Annotated in this window: 14 protein-coding genes; 10 read left to right on the top strand and 4 right to left on the bottom strand. The window is 29.8% G+C overall.

The features are described from left to right. Positions 1–123 precede the first annotated feature (123 nt). The 7 genes from QM495_RS08295 (at position 124) to QM495_RS08265 (ending at position 10,545) form a co-directional block, all read left to right on the top strand. Complete coding sequence (locus QM495_RS08295) at positions 124–1,245, top strand: efflux RND transporter periplasmic adaptor subunit (RefSeq protein ID WP_408671640.1); 1,122 nt, start codon at positions 124–126, stop codon at positions 1,243–1,245. Next, positions 1,245–4,424, top strand: a complete 3,180-nt coding sequence (locus tag QM495_RS08290) for an efflux RND transporter permease subunit (protein WP_408671639.1) — start codon at positions 1,245–1,247, stop codon at positions 4,422–4,424. The genes QM495_RS08295 and QM495_RS08290 overlap by 1 nt, the downstream gene beginning before the upstream one ends. Beyond that, positions 4,411–5,727, top strand: coding sequence for a TolC family protein (locus QM495_RS08285; RefSeq protein WP_408671638.1), 1,317 nt, complete (start codon positions 4,411–4,413; stop codon positions 5,725–5,727). Before QM495_RS08290 ends, QM495_RS08285 begins: the two co-directional genes overlap by 14 nt. A gap of 195 nt (positions 5,728–5,922) precedes the next feature. Next, on the top strand, positions 5,923–8,652 hold the full coding sequence (gene ppdK / locus QM495_RS08280) for a pyruvate, phosphate dikinase (RefSeq protein WP_408671637.1): 2,730 nt from the start codon (positions 5,923–5,925) through the stop codon (positions 8,650–8,652). A 186-nt stretch (positions 8,653–8,838) separates the two neighbouring features. After that, positions 8,839–9,600, top strand: a complete 762-nt coding sequence (locus tag QM495_RS08275; RefSeq protein ID WP_408671636.1) for a Rossmann-like and DUF2520 domain-containing protein — start codon at positions 8,839–8,841, stop codon at positions 9,598–9,600. Next, positions 9,584–10,111, top strand: a complete 528-nt coding sequence (locus QM495_RS08270; RefSeq protein ID WP_408671635.1) for a KdsC family phosphatase — start codon at positions 9,584–9,586, stop codon at positions 10,109–10,111. Before QM495_RS08275 ends, QM495_RS08270 begins: the two co-directional genes overlap by 17 nt. Positions 10,112–10,116: 5 nt before the next feature. Further along, entirely contained in the window at positions 10,117–10,545 is a 429-nt protein-coding gene (locus tag QM495_RS08265; RefSeq protein WP_408671634.1) for a DUF2147 domain-containing protein, read from the top strand. A gap of 12 nt (positions 10,546–10,557) precedes the next feature. On the opposite strand, the gene QM495_RS08260 is transcribed toward QM495_RS08265, so the two are convergent. Beyond that, positions 10,558–11,199: a protein-L-isoaspartate(D-aspartate) O-methyltransferase gene (locus QM495_RS08260; protein ID WP_408671633.1), complete on the bottom strand. Its 642-nt coding sequence runs from the start codon at positions 11,197–11,199 to the stop codon at positions 10,558–10,560. An 86-nt stretch (positions 11,200–11,285) separates the two neighbouring features. On the opposite strand from QM495_RS08260, the gene QM495_RS08255 reads away from it, so the two are divergent. Genes QM495_RS08255 through QM495_RS08245 form a run of 3 tightly spaced genes read left to right on the top strand, consistent with a single transcriptional unit; the run spans position 11,286 to position 13,920 of the window. Continuing rightward, positions 11,286–12,245 (top strand): Gfo/Idh/MocA family protein, encoded by a 960-nt coding sequence (locus QM495_RS08255; RefSeq protein WP_408671656.1) that lies wholly within the window; start codon positions 11,286–11,288, stop codon positions 12,243–12,245. Between the two features lies 1 nt (position 12,246). Further along, positions 12,247–13,023: a PhzF family phenazine biosynthesis protein gene (locus tag QM495_RS08250; protein WP_408671632.1), complete on the top strand. Its 777-nt coding sequence runs from the start codon at positions 12,247–12,249 to the stop codon at positions 13,021–13,023. A 9-nt stretch (positions 13,024–13,032) separates the two neighbouring features. Then, complete coding sequence (locus QM495_RS08245; protein ID WP_408671631.1) at positions 13,033–13,920, top strand: 3-hydroxyacyl-CoA dehydrogenase family protein; 888 nt, start codon at positions 13,033–13,035, stop codon at positions 13,918–13,920. A gap of 33 nt (positions 13,921–13,953) precedes the next feature. Here QM495_RS08245 and QM495_RS08240 read toward each other — a convergent pair whose 3' ends face one another. The 3 genes from QM495_RS08240 to QM495_RS08230 form a co-directional block, all read right to left on the bottom strand. After that, entirely contained in the window at positions 13,954–14,334 is a 381-nt protein-coding gene (locus QM495_RS08240) for a hypothetical protein (protein ID WP_408671630.1), read from the bottom strand. A 182-nt stretch (positions 14,335–14,516) separates the two neighbouring features. Further along, complete coding sequence (locus QM495_RS08235) at positions 14,517–15,650, bottom strand: efflux RND transporter periplasmic adaptor subunit (RefSeq protein ID WP_408671629.1); 1,134 nt, start codon at positions 15,648–15,650, stop codon at positions 14,517–14,519. A gap of 48 nt (positions 15,651–15,698) precedes the next feature. Continuing rightward, positions 15,699–16,038: ABC transporter permease (locus tag QM495_RS08230; RefSeq protein WP_408671628.1), on the bottom strand; the 340-nt coding region annotated here is incomplete at its 5' end.

Below are 16,038 nucleotides of genomic sequence, written 5' to 3'. Positions count from 1 at the left end.
TTTTATAAATTTATTAAAACTTTAACTATACAAAAAAGTGCTCTATTTTAATTCAATAGTTATATTTGCAACGGTTTATAAAAAAATCAACTAAATTAGTTCGCTAACTTACCAAAAGATAAAATGAGAAAAATCATATCAATTGTACTATCAGTACTCCTTTTAGCAGGAGCAATATTTTTAGCAAAATATTTAATTAATAACAAAAAAAAACCTAAACAAAAGATTGAAAAAATTGTTAAAACAGTTTTTACTGAAACTGTAACTAATAAAAGTATTCCTTTAGTTATAAGCACTAATGGTAATTTGGTTGCCAAAAATAAAATAGAAATCTATGCTGAAGTTCAAGGTGTGCTGCAAAACACTTCAAAAGAGTTTAAACAAGGTGTTTCTTATCATAAAGGAGAAACTATTATAAAAATTAATAGCGATGAGTTTTATACAAATTTACAAATACAAAAAAGTAACTTGTTCAATACAATTACAGCTATTATGCCTGACATTAAATTAGATTACCCTAACGAATACACTAAATGGCAAAATTATTTACAACGTTTTGATACTACCAAAGGAATTGATAAACTTCCTGAAACAACTTCAGATAAAGAAAAATTCTTTATTTCAGGCCGTGGAATTACAACAGCTTACTACAATGTAAAAAATTTAGAAGTTAAATTAAATAAATATAGTTTAAGAGCGCCTTTTAATGGAATACTAACTGAATCTTTAGTAAACCCTGGGACTTTAATTAGAGTTGGCCAAAAATTAGGTGAATTTATAAACCCTTTAATCTATGAAATAGGTGTTTCGGTGAAATCTGAATTTAGAGATTTATTACAAATTGGCAAACAAGTTAAATTGTACAATTTAGAACAAACAAAAACTTGGCAAGGAAAAGTAATTAGAATTAATGGAAAAGTTGATTCACAAACACAAACTATTAAAGTTTTTATTCAAGTTAGTGGAAAAGATTTAAAAGAAGGCCAATACTTAGCGGTTGAATTACAAGCCAAAGCTGAAGAAAATGCTTTTGAAGTTTCTAGAAATTTATTGATTGATAACTCAAAACTTTATGTAGTAAAAGATACTGTTTTAGATTTAGTAAATGTAAATATTGTTTTTGAAAACCAACATATGGTTGTAGTTAAAGGGCTAACTAATAAGACTGTATTATTATCAAAACCTGTTCCTGGTTCATACCCTGGTATGCTCGTTAAGGTTTCAACTGAAAATAAAAAACAATAATGAAAAAGATAATATCCTATTTCATAAAATTTCCTGTTGCTGTAAATATATTTATACTTGCTTTTTTCGCATTTGGATTGGCTGGAGCATTATCCATGAAATCATCCTATTTTCCTCTCACTGAATCTCAAAATATTTCAATAAGTATAGCGTATCCAGGTGCTTCTCCTGAAGAAATGGAAGAAGGGATTGTTTTAAAAATTGAAGATAATTTAAAAGGAATTGTTGGTGTTGATCGTGTTACATCCGTTTCAAGAGAAAATTCTGCAAGTATTAATATTGAAACAATAAAAGGTAAAAACATTGATGTTGTATTATCAGATGTAAAAAATGCGGTAGATAGAGTTCCCTCCTTTCCTTCAGGCATGGAACCCCCTATAATTGCTAAAATTGAAACAATGAGACCAACCATTAGTTTTTCAATAAGTGGTGATGGAATTTCTTTGGCAACTTTAAAAGAGTACGCAAGAAAAGTAGAAAATGATTTAAGAAATATAGATGGTATTTCACAAGTACTTCTTTCTGGATTTCCTGATCAAGAAATTGAAATTGCAGTTCGTGAAAATGATTTAAGAGCTTATAATTTATCTTTTACTGAAGTAGCAAATGCAGTGAGTAAAACCAATTTATTAATTTCTGGAGGTAATATAAAAACAACCGATGAAGACTACTTAATTAGAGCAAGAAATAAAAGCTATTATGGTAATGAGCTCCTTAATTTAGTTGTAAGAGCTGAAGCTGGAGGTACTATCATTAGACTTAGTGATATTGCCGATGTTTCAGATACTTGGTCTGAAAATCCTGATAGATTATATTTTAATGGTAAAAAATCAATAAATATTACTGTTAATAATACTAATAGTGAAGATTTAATTTCAACAGCTGATAAGGTAAAGGAGTACATTCAAAAATTTAATCAACAACAAGATAATGTTCAAATAGATGTTTCAAGTGACAACTCCGTTGCCTTAAACCAACGCACAAAGTTACTTGTAAAAAATGCAGTGATGGGTGTTTTATTAGTGCTTTTCTTCTTAGCATTATTTTTAAATATTCGTTTAGCTTTTTGGGTTGCTTTTGGGATTCCAGTTGCCTTTTTTGGTATGTTTATTTTTGCAGCACAACTTGGAATTACAATTAATGTCCTTTCTTTATTTGGAATGATTATTGTAATTGGTATTTTAGTAGATGACGGTATTGTTATTGGTGAAAATATCTATCATCACTACGAAAAAGGAAAAACACCAATTCAAGCTGCAATTGACGGTACATTAGAGGTAATTCCACCAATAGTTTCTGCAATACTCACAACAATTATTGCATTTTCTACATTTTTCTTTTTAGATGGTAGAATTGGAAATTTTTTTAGTGAAGTATCCTTAATTGTAATGTTAACGTTAACCGTTTCACTTATTGAGGCTTTAATAATATTACCTGCTCATATTGCTCATTCTAAAGCATTAGAACGAAAAACCAAAAAAAGAAATAAATTAAACACCTTCTTTTTTAATGTAAACCAACTAGCCGAAAAAGTACTGTTTTATGCTAGAGATAATTGGTTTGCACCCTATTTAAAATTCTTTTTTAAACATAGAATATTAGGATTTGCAATTCCAGTTGCACTACTTATAGCTAGTATTGGTGCATTAGGCGGGGGAATTGTAAAAACTTCATTTTTCCCATCAATAGCAAGTGATAAAATTTCTATTAACTTAAAAATGCTTCAAGGAACGAATGAAATGATTACAGATTCTATTATTTCAAAAATTGAAAGTGTTGCATGGCAAATAAATGATGAGTTTTCAAAAAAACAAATCGGAAATGAACCTATAGTTCAAAATATAATTAAAAGGATAGGTCCTGGTACTTCTAATGGAAGTTTAACTATAAACTTACTACCTGGAGAAGCACGTGATTTTTCATCACCAGAAATTACTAATGCCATTAGAGATAAAGTTGGGAAAATACATGGGGTTGAAAGTTTAACATTTGGATCTGGAGGTAATTTTGGAGGAAGTCCAGTTGCAGTTTCATTACTAAGTAATAATATTGAAGAATTAAAAGCTGCAAAATTGGAATTAAAAGAAATACTGGCTAGTAAATCAGAATTAAAAGATATTTCAGATAATGACCCTGCAGGTATTAAAGAAATTCAAATTAAATTAAAAGACAATGCGTATTTGTTGGGCTTAAATTTACAAACAGTTATGAGCCAAGTCCGTTCAGGTTTTTTCGGATTACAAACACAACGTTTTCAGCGTGGACAAGATGAAATTAAAGTTTGGGTACGTTATAAAAAAGAAGATAGATCATCCATTAAAAATTTGGAGGATATGTGGATTACTACACCTTCAAACCATAATGTTCCTTTTTCTGAAATAGCAACTTATGAGATAAAACGTGGAGATGTGGTAATCAATCACTTAAGCAGTCAGCGAGAAATCCAAATTACTGCAGATTTAAGTTCTCCAAAAGAAAGCGCAACAGACATTTTAGAGGAACTTAAAACCATAGTTATGCCCAAAATTTCATCAAAATACCCTACTGTTACAGCAGTTTTTGAAGGGCAAAATAGAGAGATGAAAAAAACGACAGATTCTGTAACAAAAGTTGGTCTTTCAATTTTAGCACTTATTTACATCGTAATTGCTTTTACATTTAGATCTTATGACCAACCTTTACTCCTATTATTAATGATACCTTTTAGTTTAATTGGTGTTATTTGGGGACACTGGATTCATGATTTTCCTATAAATATTCTTTCTTGGCTTGGAATTATAGCTTTAATTGGAATCATGGTAAACGATGGTCTAGTACTGATAGAAAAATTTAATAGAAACTTAAAACAAGGACTAAAATATGATGACGCTTTAATACAGGCAGCAATATCAAGATTTAGGCCAATTGTGCTAACTTCTTTAACAACTATTGCAGGTTTAGCTCCTTTGCTTATGGAAAAAAGTAGACAAGCACAATTTTTACAACCTATGGCAGTATCCATTTCTTATGGAATTGGTATAGCTACTGTTTTAACCTTAATTATGCTACCATTATTATTGTCTTTATCAAACTCTATCAAAGTATTTTTTAAATGGTTGATTACGGGTAAAGAAGTTACTAAAGAAGAAGTAGAAAGAGCAATTATTGAATTAAAAAGTAATAAAGATGAATTATATTAATAAAATAACACTACTATTTTTACTTAGTATTTCAGTAAGTTTTGCTCAAGAAAAACTGAGTAAAGAAGATGCTATTAATTTAGCTTTAGAAAATAATTACGGCATTAAAATTGCTGATAGTAATCTTAAAATAGCTAAAAACAATAAAAGTATTTTAAATTCTGGATACTTACCTACACTAACCGGAAATGCAGGAGCTACATATAATAAAGATAATACGGAAGCTATATTTGCAAATAATGAAGTTAGCATACTAAAAGGTGCAAAAAGTAATAGATTCAATGCTTCTTTAAATTTAAATTATACGCTATTCGATGGATTAGGCAGACTTTATAACTATAAACAACTAAAAGAACAATATAACCTAACTGAATTACAAGCTAGAGAAACAATTGAAAAAACACTTCTACAATTATTTACTGTATATTACAAAGTAGCTTTATTAACTGAAAATGTAGCACTCTTAACTCAAAGTCTAAAAATTTCTAAAGATCGCTTAACAAGAGTAAACTATCAATTTGAATATGGACAAAATACTAAATTATTTATTCTAAACGCCGAAGTTGATGTTAATAATGATAGCATTGCTTTACTAAACACCAACCAATTATTATTAAATGCTAAACGAGATTTGTATGTTGTCTTAGGAAAAAAAGAAAATCCAAATTTTTATGTGGATACACAAGTAAATTTCCTAACAAAATTAAACAAACAAGAGTTATTTGGACAAGTAAAAACTAACAATGTAAGCTTACTTCAAATTCAAAGAGGCATAGAAATAAGTAGTTTTCAACTTAAAGCAAATAAATCTGGGTATTTACCAACTATTGGTTTAACTACCACATATGGTTGGTCTAAGAGTAACAATAACTCGGCTTCTTTTTTACTTGAATCAACAAATACAGGTTTATCAACAGGTTTTAACTTTAAATGGGATTTATTTAATAGTGGTCGTACTAGAACTCAAATTCAAAATGCAAAAATTAATTATGATATACAACAATTATCTAAACAGCAAAAAGAACTAGAAATAACACGTGATTTTAATAATGCTTGGGAAGAATATAAAACTAAATTATTTATATTTCAAACACAAGAAAAAAATGTAGAAACCAACAAACGAAATTTCTCTAGAACAGAAGAACAATTTAAATTAGGGCAAATTACATCCATTGAATTTAGGCAAGCACAAGTAAATCTTTTAAATGCACAATCAAATCTAAATTCAGCAAAGTACGATGCCAAAAATACCGAATTAAAATTGTTGCAACTTACAGGCGATCTTCTGAATACTGAATTTTAAAATAAAACAATAAAAAATAAAATTATTTAGATACTACTTCCTTTAAGTTAACATTTTAAAGCTAAATTTTTAAAACTAAAACGTTTTCGTGCTTAAAATCAATGATATAAATCATACGAATATCGAAGTAAAATCTTTAAATTTGTGCCCTTAATAATTAAAAAAATTAACATATAACTAAAAGTTAAATAAACCATGGAGATGCAACAAACAGACAAAACAAGAGTATATAAATTTGGAGGCAAAACAGCTGATGGAAATACTACTATGAAAAACCTATTAGGTGGTAAAGGAGCCAATTTAGCTGAAATGAGTGCAATTGGAATTCCTGTTCCTCCTGGTTTTACAATTACTACAGATGTTTGCACAGAATATAATAAATTAGGAAAAGACCAAGTAGTAGCATTATTAAAAAATGAAGTTGAAGCTGCTGTTGCCAATGTTGAAAATCTTATGGGAACAAAATTTGGTAGCAATGAAAATCCTTGTTTACTTTCAGTTCGTTCTGGAGCAAGAGTTTCTATGCCAGGAATGATGGATACAGTTTTAAATCTTGGTATGAATGATAATTCTATTGAAGGTTTAATTGCAAAAACTGGAAATGCTCGTTTTGCTTGGGATTCATACAGACGTTTTGTACAAATGTTTGGTGGTGTAGTATTAGGTGTTGGAGCAATTTCAAAAGAAGATCACGATCCATTTGAAGAAATTATAGATAATGCTAAAAAAGCAAAAGGTGTTGCTTTAGATACAGATCTAGATGTAGAAGATTTAAAACAAATGGTTGCCCATTTTAAAGCAGCTTGTTCTAAACAAACAGGAAAACCTTTTCCAGAAGATCCTTGGGAACAACTTTGGGGAAGTATCACAGCGGTGTTTGATAGTTGGATGAATCCAAGAGCTATCTATTATAGAGGCATGAACCAAATCCCTGAAGAATGGGGAACTGCTGTAAATGTTCAAGCAATGGTATATGGAAATATGGGTGATAACTCAGGTACAGGTGTTGCTTTTACAAGAGATGCTGCAACTGGTGAAAATATTTTTAATGGTGAGTATTTAATCAACGCACAAGGTGAAGATGTTGTTGCAGGTGTTAGAACTCCACAACAAATTACATTAGAAGGATCAAAAAGATGGGCTATTTTAGCTGATGTAACTGAAGAAGATAGAAAAACTAAATTCCCTTCATTAGAAGAGCTTATGCCTGTAATTTATAAAGAATTACACGAAACTCAAGCTATTCTTGATAGACATTATAATGATATGCAAGATTTAGAGTTCACCATTCAAGATGGTAAACTTTGGATGTTACAAACTCGTAATGGTAAACGTACTGCTGCTGCAATGGTAAAAATTGCAATGGACTTGCTTTCTGAAGAAAGAATTGATGAGAAAAAAGCAATTATGATGCAAGAGCCTGCTAAACTAGATGAACTTTTACACCCTGTTTTTGATGGTGAAGCAATAAAAGCTGCTAAAGTTTTAGCTAAAGGCTTACCTGCTTCTCCTGGTGCTGCAACCGGGCAAGTTGTTTTCTTTGCTGACGAGGCAAATAAATATCCAGTATCAATTCTTGTGCGTATAGAAACTTCCCCTGAAGATTTAGAAGGAATGAACATTGCTAAAGGAATTTTAACTGCTCGTGGAGGAATGACCTCTCATGCTGCTGTTGTTGCTCGTGGGATGGGTAAATGTTGTGTTTCTGGAGCAGGAACTGTTCAAGTCAACTATAAAACTAGAGTAATGACCATAGATGGTCAAGAATTTAGAGAAGGTGACTGGATTTCTTTAAATGGTTCAACTGGTGAAGTATATGATGGTAAAATTGGAACTACTGATGCTGAATTAAGTGGTGACTTTGGTAACATTATGAAATTGGCAGATAAATACAGAACCTTAGGTGTTAGAACAAACGCTGAAACTGAAAGAGAATGTAAAGTAGCTGTTGAATTTGGAGCTGAAGGTATTGGACTTTGTAGAACAGAACATATGTTCTTTGAAGGAGAACGTTTAGTTCGTATGCGTGAAATGATTTTAGCTGAAGATGAAGCTGGAAGAAGAGAAGCATTAGATAAATTATTACCTATTCAACGTAAAGATTTTAAAAGTGTATTTGCAGCAATGGCTGGGCTACCAGTAACAGTTCGTTTATTAGATCCACCATTACATGAATTTGTTCCTCACGAAGAAGAAAATCAAAAAGAAATGGCTGCTGAAATGGGAATTACTGTTGAAGCAATCAAACAAAAAGTAAGCGATTTACATGAATTTAACCCTATGTTGGGTCATAGAGGTTGTAGATTAGGAAATACATATCCTGAAATTACCGAAATGCAAGCTAGAGCAATTATTGAAGCTGCCATGGAATTAAAAGCTGAAGGTGTTAAAACTTTCCCTGAAATAATGATTCCACTTATTGGAACTGTTAAAGAATTTGAATTACAAGAAGAAATTGTAAGAGACATTGCAGAAAAAGTATTTGCAGAAAAAGGAGATAGAATAGATTATTTAGTTGGTACAATGATTGAAATTCCTCGTGCTTGTTTAACTGCTGACGAAATTGCAAAACATGCTGAATTTTTCTCTTTTGGTACAAATGACTTAACTCAAATGGGATTCGGATATTCTCGTGATGATGCAGGTAAATTTTTACCAATCTATCTTGAAAAAGGTATTTTAAAAGCCGATCCTTTCCAAGTATTGGATCAAGAAGGAATTGGACAATTAGTTGAAATGGGAACTACAAAAGGTCGTTCTACAAATCCAAATCTAAAAGTAGGTATTTGTGGTGAGCACGGTGGCGAACCAAGTTCAGTAGAATTTTGCCATAGAGTTGGTATGGATTACGTAAGTTGTTCTCCATTTAGAGTACCTATTGCACGTTTAGCTGCTGCGCAAGCTGCAATTAGAGAGAATATGTAAATTTTAAATATATAGTTAAAAGAGGCTATCTAAAAAGTAAAACTTACGTCATCCTGAACTTGATTCAGGTTCTCATAATTGCTAAAAATTAGCATGGTGAGATTCCCAGTCAAGCTAAGAATGATGATTTTACTAACTTTTTAGATAGTCTTTTTTTTTATTACGCAATTCAAGTATCTTCGTACTATGATAAAAGTTGTAATACTTGGCGGTGGTAATGTAGCATTTCATTTAACAAATCAATTGTTAAAAAATACATCTGTTAACTTAGTTCAAGTTTACAACAGAACTATTAAAAATATAAAATACTTAGAAAAACAAATTTCAATTACTAACAAGTTAAAAGAGTTAAAAGATGTCGATATTTATATAATTTCGGTCTCAGATAACGCTATAGCTCCGCTGTCAAAAAAACTAGATTTCAAAAATAAATTAGTTGTTCATACATCTGGAAGTGTTAATATAACTGAAATTAAATCAATTTCTAACAAAGGTGTTTTTTATCCACTACAAACTTTTTCTACAGCTAAAAACATTCATTTTTCAGAAATACCAATTTGTATTGAAGCTTCAACTAAAAAGGATTTAGAATTACTTGAAACTTTAGCAAAATCAATATCTAAAAAAGTATATCATATCAATTCTAACCAGCGTAAAAGCCTACATGTTGCTGCAGTTTTTGTAAATAATTTTGTGAATCATTTATACCATATTGGTAATGATATTTGTGACAAAAACAATATTCCTTTTGAAATTTTGCAACCACTAATTAAGGAAACTTCAGAAAAAATTAAAACTTTAAAACCTTCTGTTGCACAAACAGGTCCGGCAAAACGAAACGACACTACTACCATTAAAGATCATTTAGATATTTTAACGAAAAATCAACAAGAAATTTATACATTGCTAACCCAATCTATCATTCAAACTTATGGAAAAAAGTTATAAAGAAATAATGCCAAAAATCACCACATTTATTTTTGATGTTGATGGCGTACTTACAAATGGAGTAGTTACAATTTTCCCTGGTGGAGAAATGGTAAGAAATATGAATATTAAAGATGGGTATGCGCTTAAAACTGCTGTAAAAGCTGGATATAACGTTTGTATAATTTCTGGAGGAACAAATGAAGCTGTTAGAAAACGGTTTAAAGTTTTAGGAATTACGAATGTTTACTTAGGTGCACAAAATAAAATGATTCAATTTAATGAATTTATAAAACTTCATAATATACAACCAGAACACATTTTGTATATGGGAGATGATATTCCTGACTATCCAGTAATGAAAAAAGTTGGTTTACCTTGTTGCCCAAAAGATGCAGCTCCTGAAATACAAGAAATAGCAACTTATATTTCTCATAAAAAAGGAGGCGCTGGTTGCGTGCGCGATGTAATTGAGCAAGTATTAAAAGTTCAAGATAAATGGAATGGGCAATTTGATGCAAAATACGATTAACTTTTATGCATAAAATTTTCTTTCATTTAATACTACTTCTTGTAAGTTTTAATAGTTATTCTCAATCTATTTTTGGAAAATGGAAAACTATTGACGATGAAACTGGAAAAGAAAAGTCAATTGTTGAAATTTACGAAGTTAGTGGAAAAGCATTTGCTAAAGTTTTAATAATCTTAGAGAAAGAAAAAGAAAATAAGGTTTGTGAAAAATGTAAAGGCTCAAATAAAAATAAACCAATAAAAGGATTGCAAATTATTAATGGTTTAATTGAAGATGGAGATGAATGGAATGGTGCTAAAATTTTAGATCCAAAAACTGGAAAAGAATATAAATGCTATATTACTTTAGAAAATAATAACAAATTAAAAGTTAGAGGTTATATTGGTATTGCATTTATAGGGAAAACTCAATATTGGTATAAAATTGAAAAATAAGACATTAGAATCCTAATTTCTTTTCTTCAACATTGGCACAAATCTAAATGTACCTAATTCATGCTTTTCAAAATTTTTTTCGCTTGTTCTAATGTATAAAGTCATAGTTTGTACAGTATCTCCAATTGGAATAACAAGCCTACCTCCTATTTTTAACTGACTTAAAAGTGCTTTTGGTAAAAATGGTGCACCTGCAGTTACAATAATTCCATCAAAAGGTGCATTTTCTGGTAAACCTTTATAGCCATCACCAAATAGCATTTTTTTTGATTTATAACCAATTTTAGGTAAAAACAAGATTGTTTTTTTAAACAATTCTTTTTGACGCTCAATTGTATAAACTTTTGCTCCCATTTCAATTAAAACTGCAGTTTGATACCCCGAGCCTGTACCTATTTCTAAAATAGAATCATTTGGCTTTACCTCTAATAACTCCGTTTGAAAAGCTACCGTATAAGGCTGTGAAATTGTTTGTTCTGCAGCAATTGGAAACGCTTTATCTTGGTAAGCAAAATCTACAAACCCAGAATCCATAAATAAATGACGAGGAACTGTAGCAATTGCTTTTAACACATTTTTATTACGAATACCTTTCTCTTCAATAGTTTTTACTAATTGATTTCTAAGACCTTGATGTTTGTGTGTATCCTTCACTAATTATTAAAATTTGAGTTACTAAAAATAGGAATAAATGCTTAAAGATGCTTACTTTTGTGTATCTAAAAAAAAATATTCTTATGATGCTAAAAGCAGGAGTTTTAGGTGCCGGACATCTTGGTAAAATTCATTTAAAATTATTAAATCAATCTACAAAATACAATTTAATAGGCTTCTACGATCCAATAAAAGAAAATGCCGAAAAAGTTTCAGCAGAATTTGGGTACAAAACTTTTGATTCTATACAAGAATTAATTGATGCTGTTGATGTTGTAGACATTGTAACTCCTACCCTTTCACATTTTGATTGTGCCAAAGAAGCTATTGAAAAAGGAAAACATATTTTTATTGAAAAACCAATTACAAAAACAGTTGAAGAAGCAGATACTTTAATTGAGCTTTCAAAAAAAAACCAAGTAAAAGGCCAAGTGGGTCATGTAGAACGTTTTAATCCTGCTTTTACAGCGGTTAAAGATTCTATCACTAATCCAATGTTTATTGAAACACATCGTTTGGCGGAATTTAACCCTAGAGGAACTGATGTTCCTGTAGTTTTAGATTTAATGATACACGATATTGATATTATTTTAAGTGTTGTTAATTCAAAAGTAAAAAGTATAAATGCAAGTGGAGTTTCTGTAATTAGCGATACACCTGATATTGCAAACGCTCGTATTGAATTTGAAAATGGATGTGTTGCTAATTTAACTGCAAGCAGAATTTCATTGAAAAACATGCGTAAATCTAGATTTTTTCAAAAAGATGCATACATCGCTGTAGATTTTTTCGAAAAAGCAACAGAAGTTGTTAGAATGAAAGATGCCCCTAAAAAACCAGGTGATTTTGATATGATTTTACAAAATGCTGAAGGTATTAAAAAACAAATCTATTTTGAAAACCCTACTATTGAAGCTAATAATGCTATTTTAGATGAATTAGAAACATTTGCTGATGCAATTACCAATAATACCAAACCAATTGTAACTTTACAACAAGGTACCGAAGCATTGAGGGTAGCCCATCAAATTATTAACGATTTTTAAAATGACTATTTATCAAGTAGATGCTTTTAACAATCAATTATTTAAAGGAAATCCTGCTGCAGTTATTCCTTTAAAAAAATGGATTTCAGAAGATTTAATGCAATCTATTGCAGAGGAAAATAATTTATCCGAAACTGTTTTCTTTGTAAAAGAAAACAACATTTTCGAAATTAAGTGGTTTACTCCTACTTGTGAAATAGATTTATGTGGTCACGCAACATTAGCAGCAGCTCATATTATTTTTACTGAATTGAACTTTGATAAAAAAACATTAGAATTTAACTCAAAAAGTGGAAAATTAATAGTTACTAAAAATGAAGATTGGTATACCTTAAATTTCCCTTCGGAAGAAATTAAAGAAGTTAAAATACCTTCTATTTTAGAGAAAGCATTAAACACTACAATTTTAAAATGCTACCAAGGAACTTGGAAACTCTTAGTTGAGCTTGAAAATGAAGAAATTATTTCAAACTTAAAACCTAATTTTAGTTTACTTTCTGAATTGGAATCAAATGGAATTATTGTTACTTCAAAAGGAAAAACAGTAGATTTTGTTTCAAGATTTTTTGCTCCAAAAATTGGCATTAATGAAGATCCAGTAACTGGGTCAGCTCATACTTTACTAATTCCGTTCTGGGCTAAAAAATTAAATAAAAAGAAGTTAAATACAATTCAACTTTCAAAACGCAAAGGTATTTTAAAATGTGAATATTTAAATGAACGTGTTAAAATGAGCGGACAGGCAGTTACATATTTAAAAGGAAAATTAACATTATAACCATAAATTATGAAAAATATAGCCGTTATTGGTGCTGGTACAATGGGAAATGGAATAGCTCATGTATTTGCCCAAAGCAATTACAACGTTAATTTAATTGATATTTCTGAAGATGCTTTAAACAAAGGTTTAGCAACTATTACAAAAAATTTAGATCGTTTAATTACTAAAGAGCGTATTACAGAAGACAATAAATTACAAACTTTAAATAATATTAAAACTTTTACTTCAATTTCTGAAGGTGTAAAAAATGCAGATTTAGTTGTTGAAGCTGCTACAGAAAATGTTGATTTAAAACTTAAAATTTTTAAACAAATTGATGCTGATGCTCCTACAAATGCAATTTTAGCATCAAACACATCATCTATTTCAATTACAAAAATTGCATCAGTAACAAATCGCCCCGATAAAGTAATTGGAATGCATTTTATGAATCCTGTTCCAATTATGAAATTGGTTGAAATTATTAGAGGTTATAATACTTCTAACCAAGTAACAGCAACCATTATGGAACTTTCTAAAAACTTAAAAAAAGTTCCTGTTGAAGTAAATGATTACCCTGGTTTTGTAGCCAACCGTATTTTAATGCCAATGCTAAATGAAGCCATTGAAACTTTATATAATGGTGTTGCTGGTGTTTATGAAATTGATACCGTAATGAAATTAGGTATGGCGCATCCTATGGGACCTTTTCAATTAGCTGATTTTATTGGTTTAGATGTATGTTTATCAATTTTAAACGTAATGTACGATGGGTTTAAAAATCCAAAATACGCACCTTGCCCTTTATTGGTAAATATGGTACAAGCTGGTAAGCTTGGAATAAAATCTGGTGAAGGCTTTTATGATTATTCTGAATCCAGAAAAGCAGAAATTATTTCTAAACAATTTAAATAAAAAAAATAGAGCCGCAAATTGCGGCTCTATTTTTTATAGAAACTTTAAGAAAAAATCCATCATCTTTTCTTTCAACTGATAATGCATTTTTACAAATGTTGCCATTTCATCTTTTAACATTATTTGTTTTTCTTGAAATGCAACTTCAACATTATTTTCAAATTTTGATTGTGCTAATTCTCTCTTTTTCATTCTAATCTTATGTCTTAAATGCCCCATAACCTCACGTTCCCGAATTATTTTATTTTGAAAACCTTCTAATTGAACCATAACTTCGCTTCCAAGGTTACGTATTGCAATATGTTCTAATTTTTCTTCAAAATAATCCATTTCACTTTCCTGAAACTTCAACTCTCTTTTCCAAACATCTAAGTTAAAATTGAGATCACTTAAGACTACTAACTGACTTTCCATATCCTGTTTCCGTTTTTAAATTTATACTATAAAGTTCTTATTTTTACGCTAATTTTATACTGACAAAAGTCATAATTTTTTTTGATTTCTAAATAATTTCAATAAGTATTTTTGTTGCAGTATAAAGATATAAAAAAAGCGTTTTAAAATAAATTAAAACGCTCATAAATTTTTATTAAATGTTAATTTCTTCTTCTTCTACCATTATTATTATTTTCTTCATCGTCACTTTTAGAAGTTTTATTCCAAATTTTAATTTCATCTTCTATAGTAACTCCCGAAAGAATTTCAACATTTATACCATCTGAAATACCTAACTCAACATCTCGCTTTTCAAATTCCTGATCTCCTATTTTAACTTCTACATAAGGTATCTCTGTTTTTTTATCAAATTGTAATAGCGCTTCTTTAATTGAAAGGACACTATCTTTTTTTTCTAAAACTATATCAGCATTTGCACTATAACCTGCTCTTACAAAAAATTCATCATCTAAAGTAATATCTCCCTTAATTTTAAATTGAACAGCTCCATTTTCTTCGGTTCCTTTTGGAGCAATAAAGTTTAATTTTGCTGTATATTTTTTCTTTTCAATGGCTCCTAACGAAATTTCTAAAATAGTACCATTTTTTATTTTACCAACTTCGGCTTCATCTACTTTTCCTTCAAAAATCATTTTTGTCATATCGGCAATTATTGCAATGGTTGTACCTGCATTAAAGGTATTGCTTTCAATTACTTGGTTTCCTTTACGCACAGGTATTTCTAAAATAGTTCCAGAAATTTCAGCCTTCACAAATGTATTTGCCGTTTTTCCCATCCCTGCGGCTGAACCTTTTTGAATAATTTGTAAATTATTTCTTGAGTTATTTAAATCTTGTTTTGCACTGTTAAAATTTAATTCAGCAGTTTCAAATTCTTGACGAGAAATTACACCTTTTTCAAAAAGACCTTTATTTCTGTCATATAATATTTTAGAATTATCATAACGCAATTGCGCATTTTTCACATTTCCTTGAGCGCTATTTAGCGATTGTACATTAGGAACTACTCTAATTGTGGCAATTAAATCGCCTATATTTACATGGGCTCCTTCCTCTACATAAATTTTCTCAATAATTCCAGAAACTTTAGGCTTAATTTCGGCTTCTTCTAATGGAACAACTTTACCAGTTGCTACCGTTTTTCTAACAATATTAGTTTTAAATGGTTTCTCTGTTTCATATTGAATTGGAGATTTACTATTCTTTGCTCCAAACCATAGTAAAACAGCTATTAATGCTACTCCTATTGATCCAAAAATTAATGTTTTTTTCATTAGTGTTGATTTTCAGTTTATTTTTTCTTTTAATTTTTCTTTTAATTTTTATTCTTCTCTTAATGCTTCTATTGGTCTTATACTTACAGCTGTATGTGCAGGAATTAACCCTATTAATGTACCTAAAACTATTAAGGTTGCAGCAGCAATTAAAATTACGGGTATATCTACTGTTGGATTTAATAATGCAGATTCTTCTCCTTTTCCAAATAATGCATCTATTATCATTAGTACTAAACCTCCAAAAATAATACCTAAAGCACCAGCAATACTTGTTAAAAATACCGACTCTAAAATAATTTGACGTTTAATTTCCCAAGGTTTTGCTCCTAAAGCTCTCCTAATTCCAATTTCTTTTGTACGCTCTTTTACAGTAATTAATAAGATA

The organism is Lutibacter sp. (genome assembly GCF_046055765.1).
In the GTDB taxonomy this organism is placed as follows: Bacteria; Bacteroidota; Bacteroidia; order Flavobacteriales; family Flavobacteriaceae; genus Lutibacter.
The sequence above is the reverse complement of the archived record's forward strand: the minus strand, read 5'-3'. Positions and strand labels throughout refer to the sequence as shown.

Excerpts from the sequence above, each read along its gene's own strand:
- QM495_RS08295 (WP_408671640.1), top strand. The coding sequence starts at position 124 with ATGAGAAAAATCATATCAATTGTACTATCAGTACTCCTTTTAGCAGGA.
- QM495_RS08290 (WP_408671639.1), top strand. The coding sequence starts at position 1,245 with ATGAAAAAGATAATATCCTATTTCATAAAATTTCCTGTTGCTGTAAAT.
- QM495_RS08285 (WP_408671638.1), top strand. The coding sequence starts at position 4,411 with ATGAATTATATTAATAAAATAACACTACTATTTTTACTTAGTATTTCA.
- ppdK (WP_408671637.1), top strand. The coding sequence starts at position 5,923 with ATGGAGATGCAACAAACAGACAAAACAAGAGTATATAAATTTGGAGGC.
- QM495_RS08275 (WP_408671636.1), top strand. The coding sequence starts at position 8,839 with ATGATAAAAGTTGTAATACTTGGCGGTGGTAATGTAGCATTTCATTTA.
- QM495_RS08270 (WP_408671635.1), top strand. The coding sequence starts at position 9,584 with ATGGAAAAAAGTTATAAAGAAATAATGCCAAAAATCACCACATTTATT.
- QM495_RS08265 (WP_408671634.1), top strand. The coding sequence starts at position 10,117 with ATGCATAAAATTTTCTTTCATTTAATACTACTTCTTGTAAGTTTTAAT.
- QM495_RS08255 (WP_408671656.1), top strand. The coding sequence starts at position 11,286 with ATGCTAAAAGCAGGAGTTTTAGGTGCCGGACATCTTGGTAAAATTCAT.
- QM495_RS08250 (WP_408671632.1), top strand. The coding sequence starts at position 12,247 with ATGACTATTTATCAAGTAGATGCTTTTAACAATCAATTATTTAAAGGA.
- QM495_RS08245 (WP_408671631.1), top strand. The coding sequence starts at position 13,033 with ATGAAAAATATAGCCGTTATTGGTGCTGGTACAATGGGAAATGGAATA.
- QM495_RS08240 (WP_408671630.1), bottom strand. The coding sequence starts at position 14,334 with ATGGAAAGTCAGTTAGTAGTCTTAAGTGATCTCAATTTTAACTTAGAT.
- QM495_RS08235 (WP_408671629.1), bottom strand. The coding sequence starts at position 15,650 with ATGAAAAAAACATTAATTTTTGGATCAATAGGAGTAGCATTAATAGCT.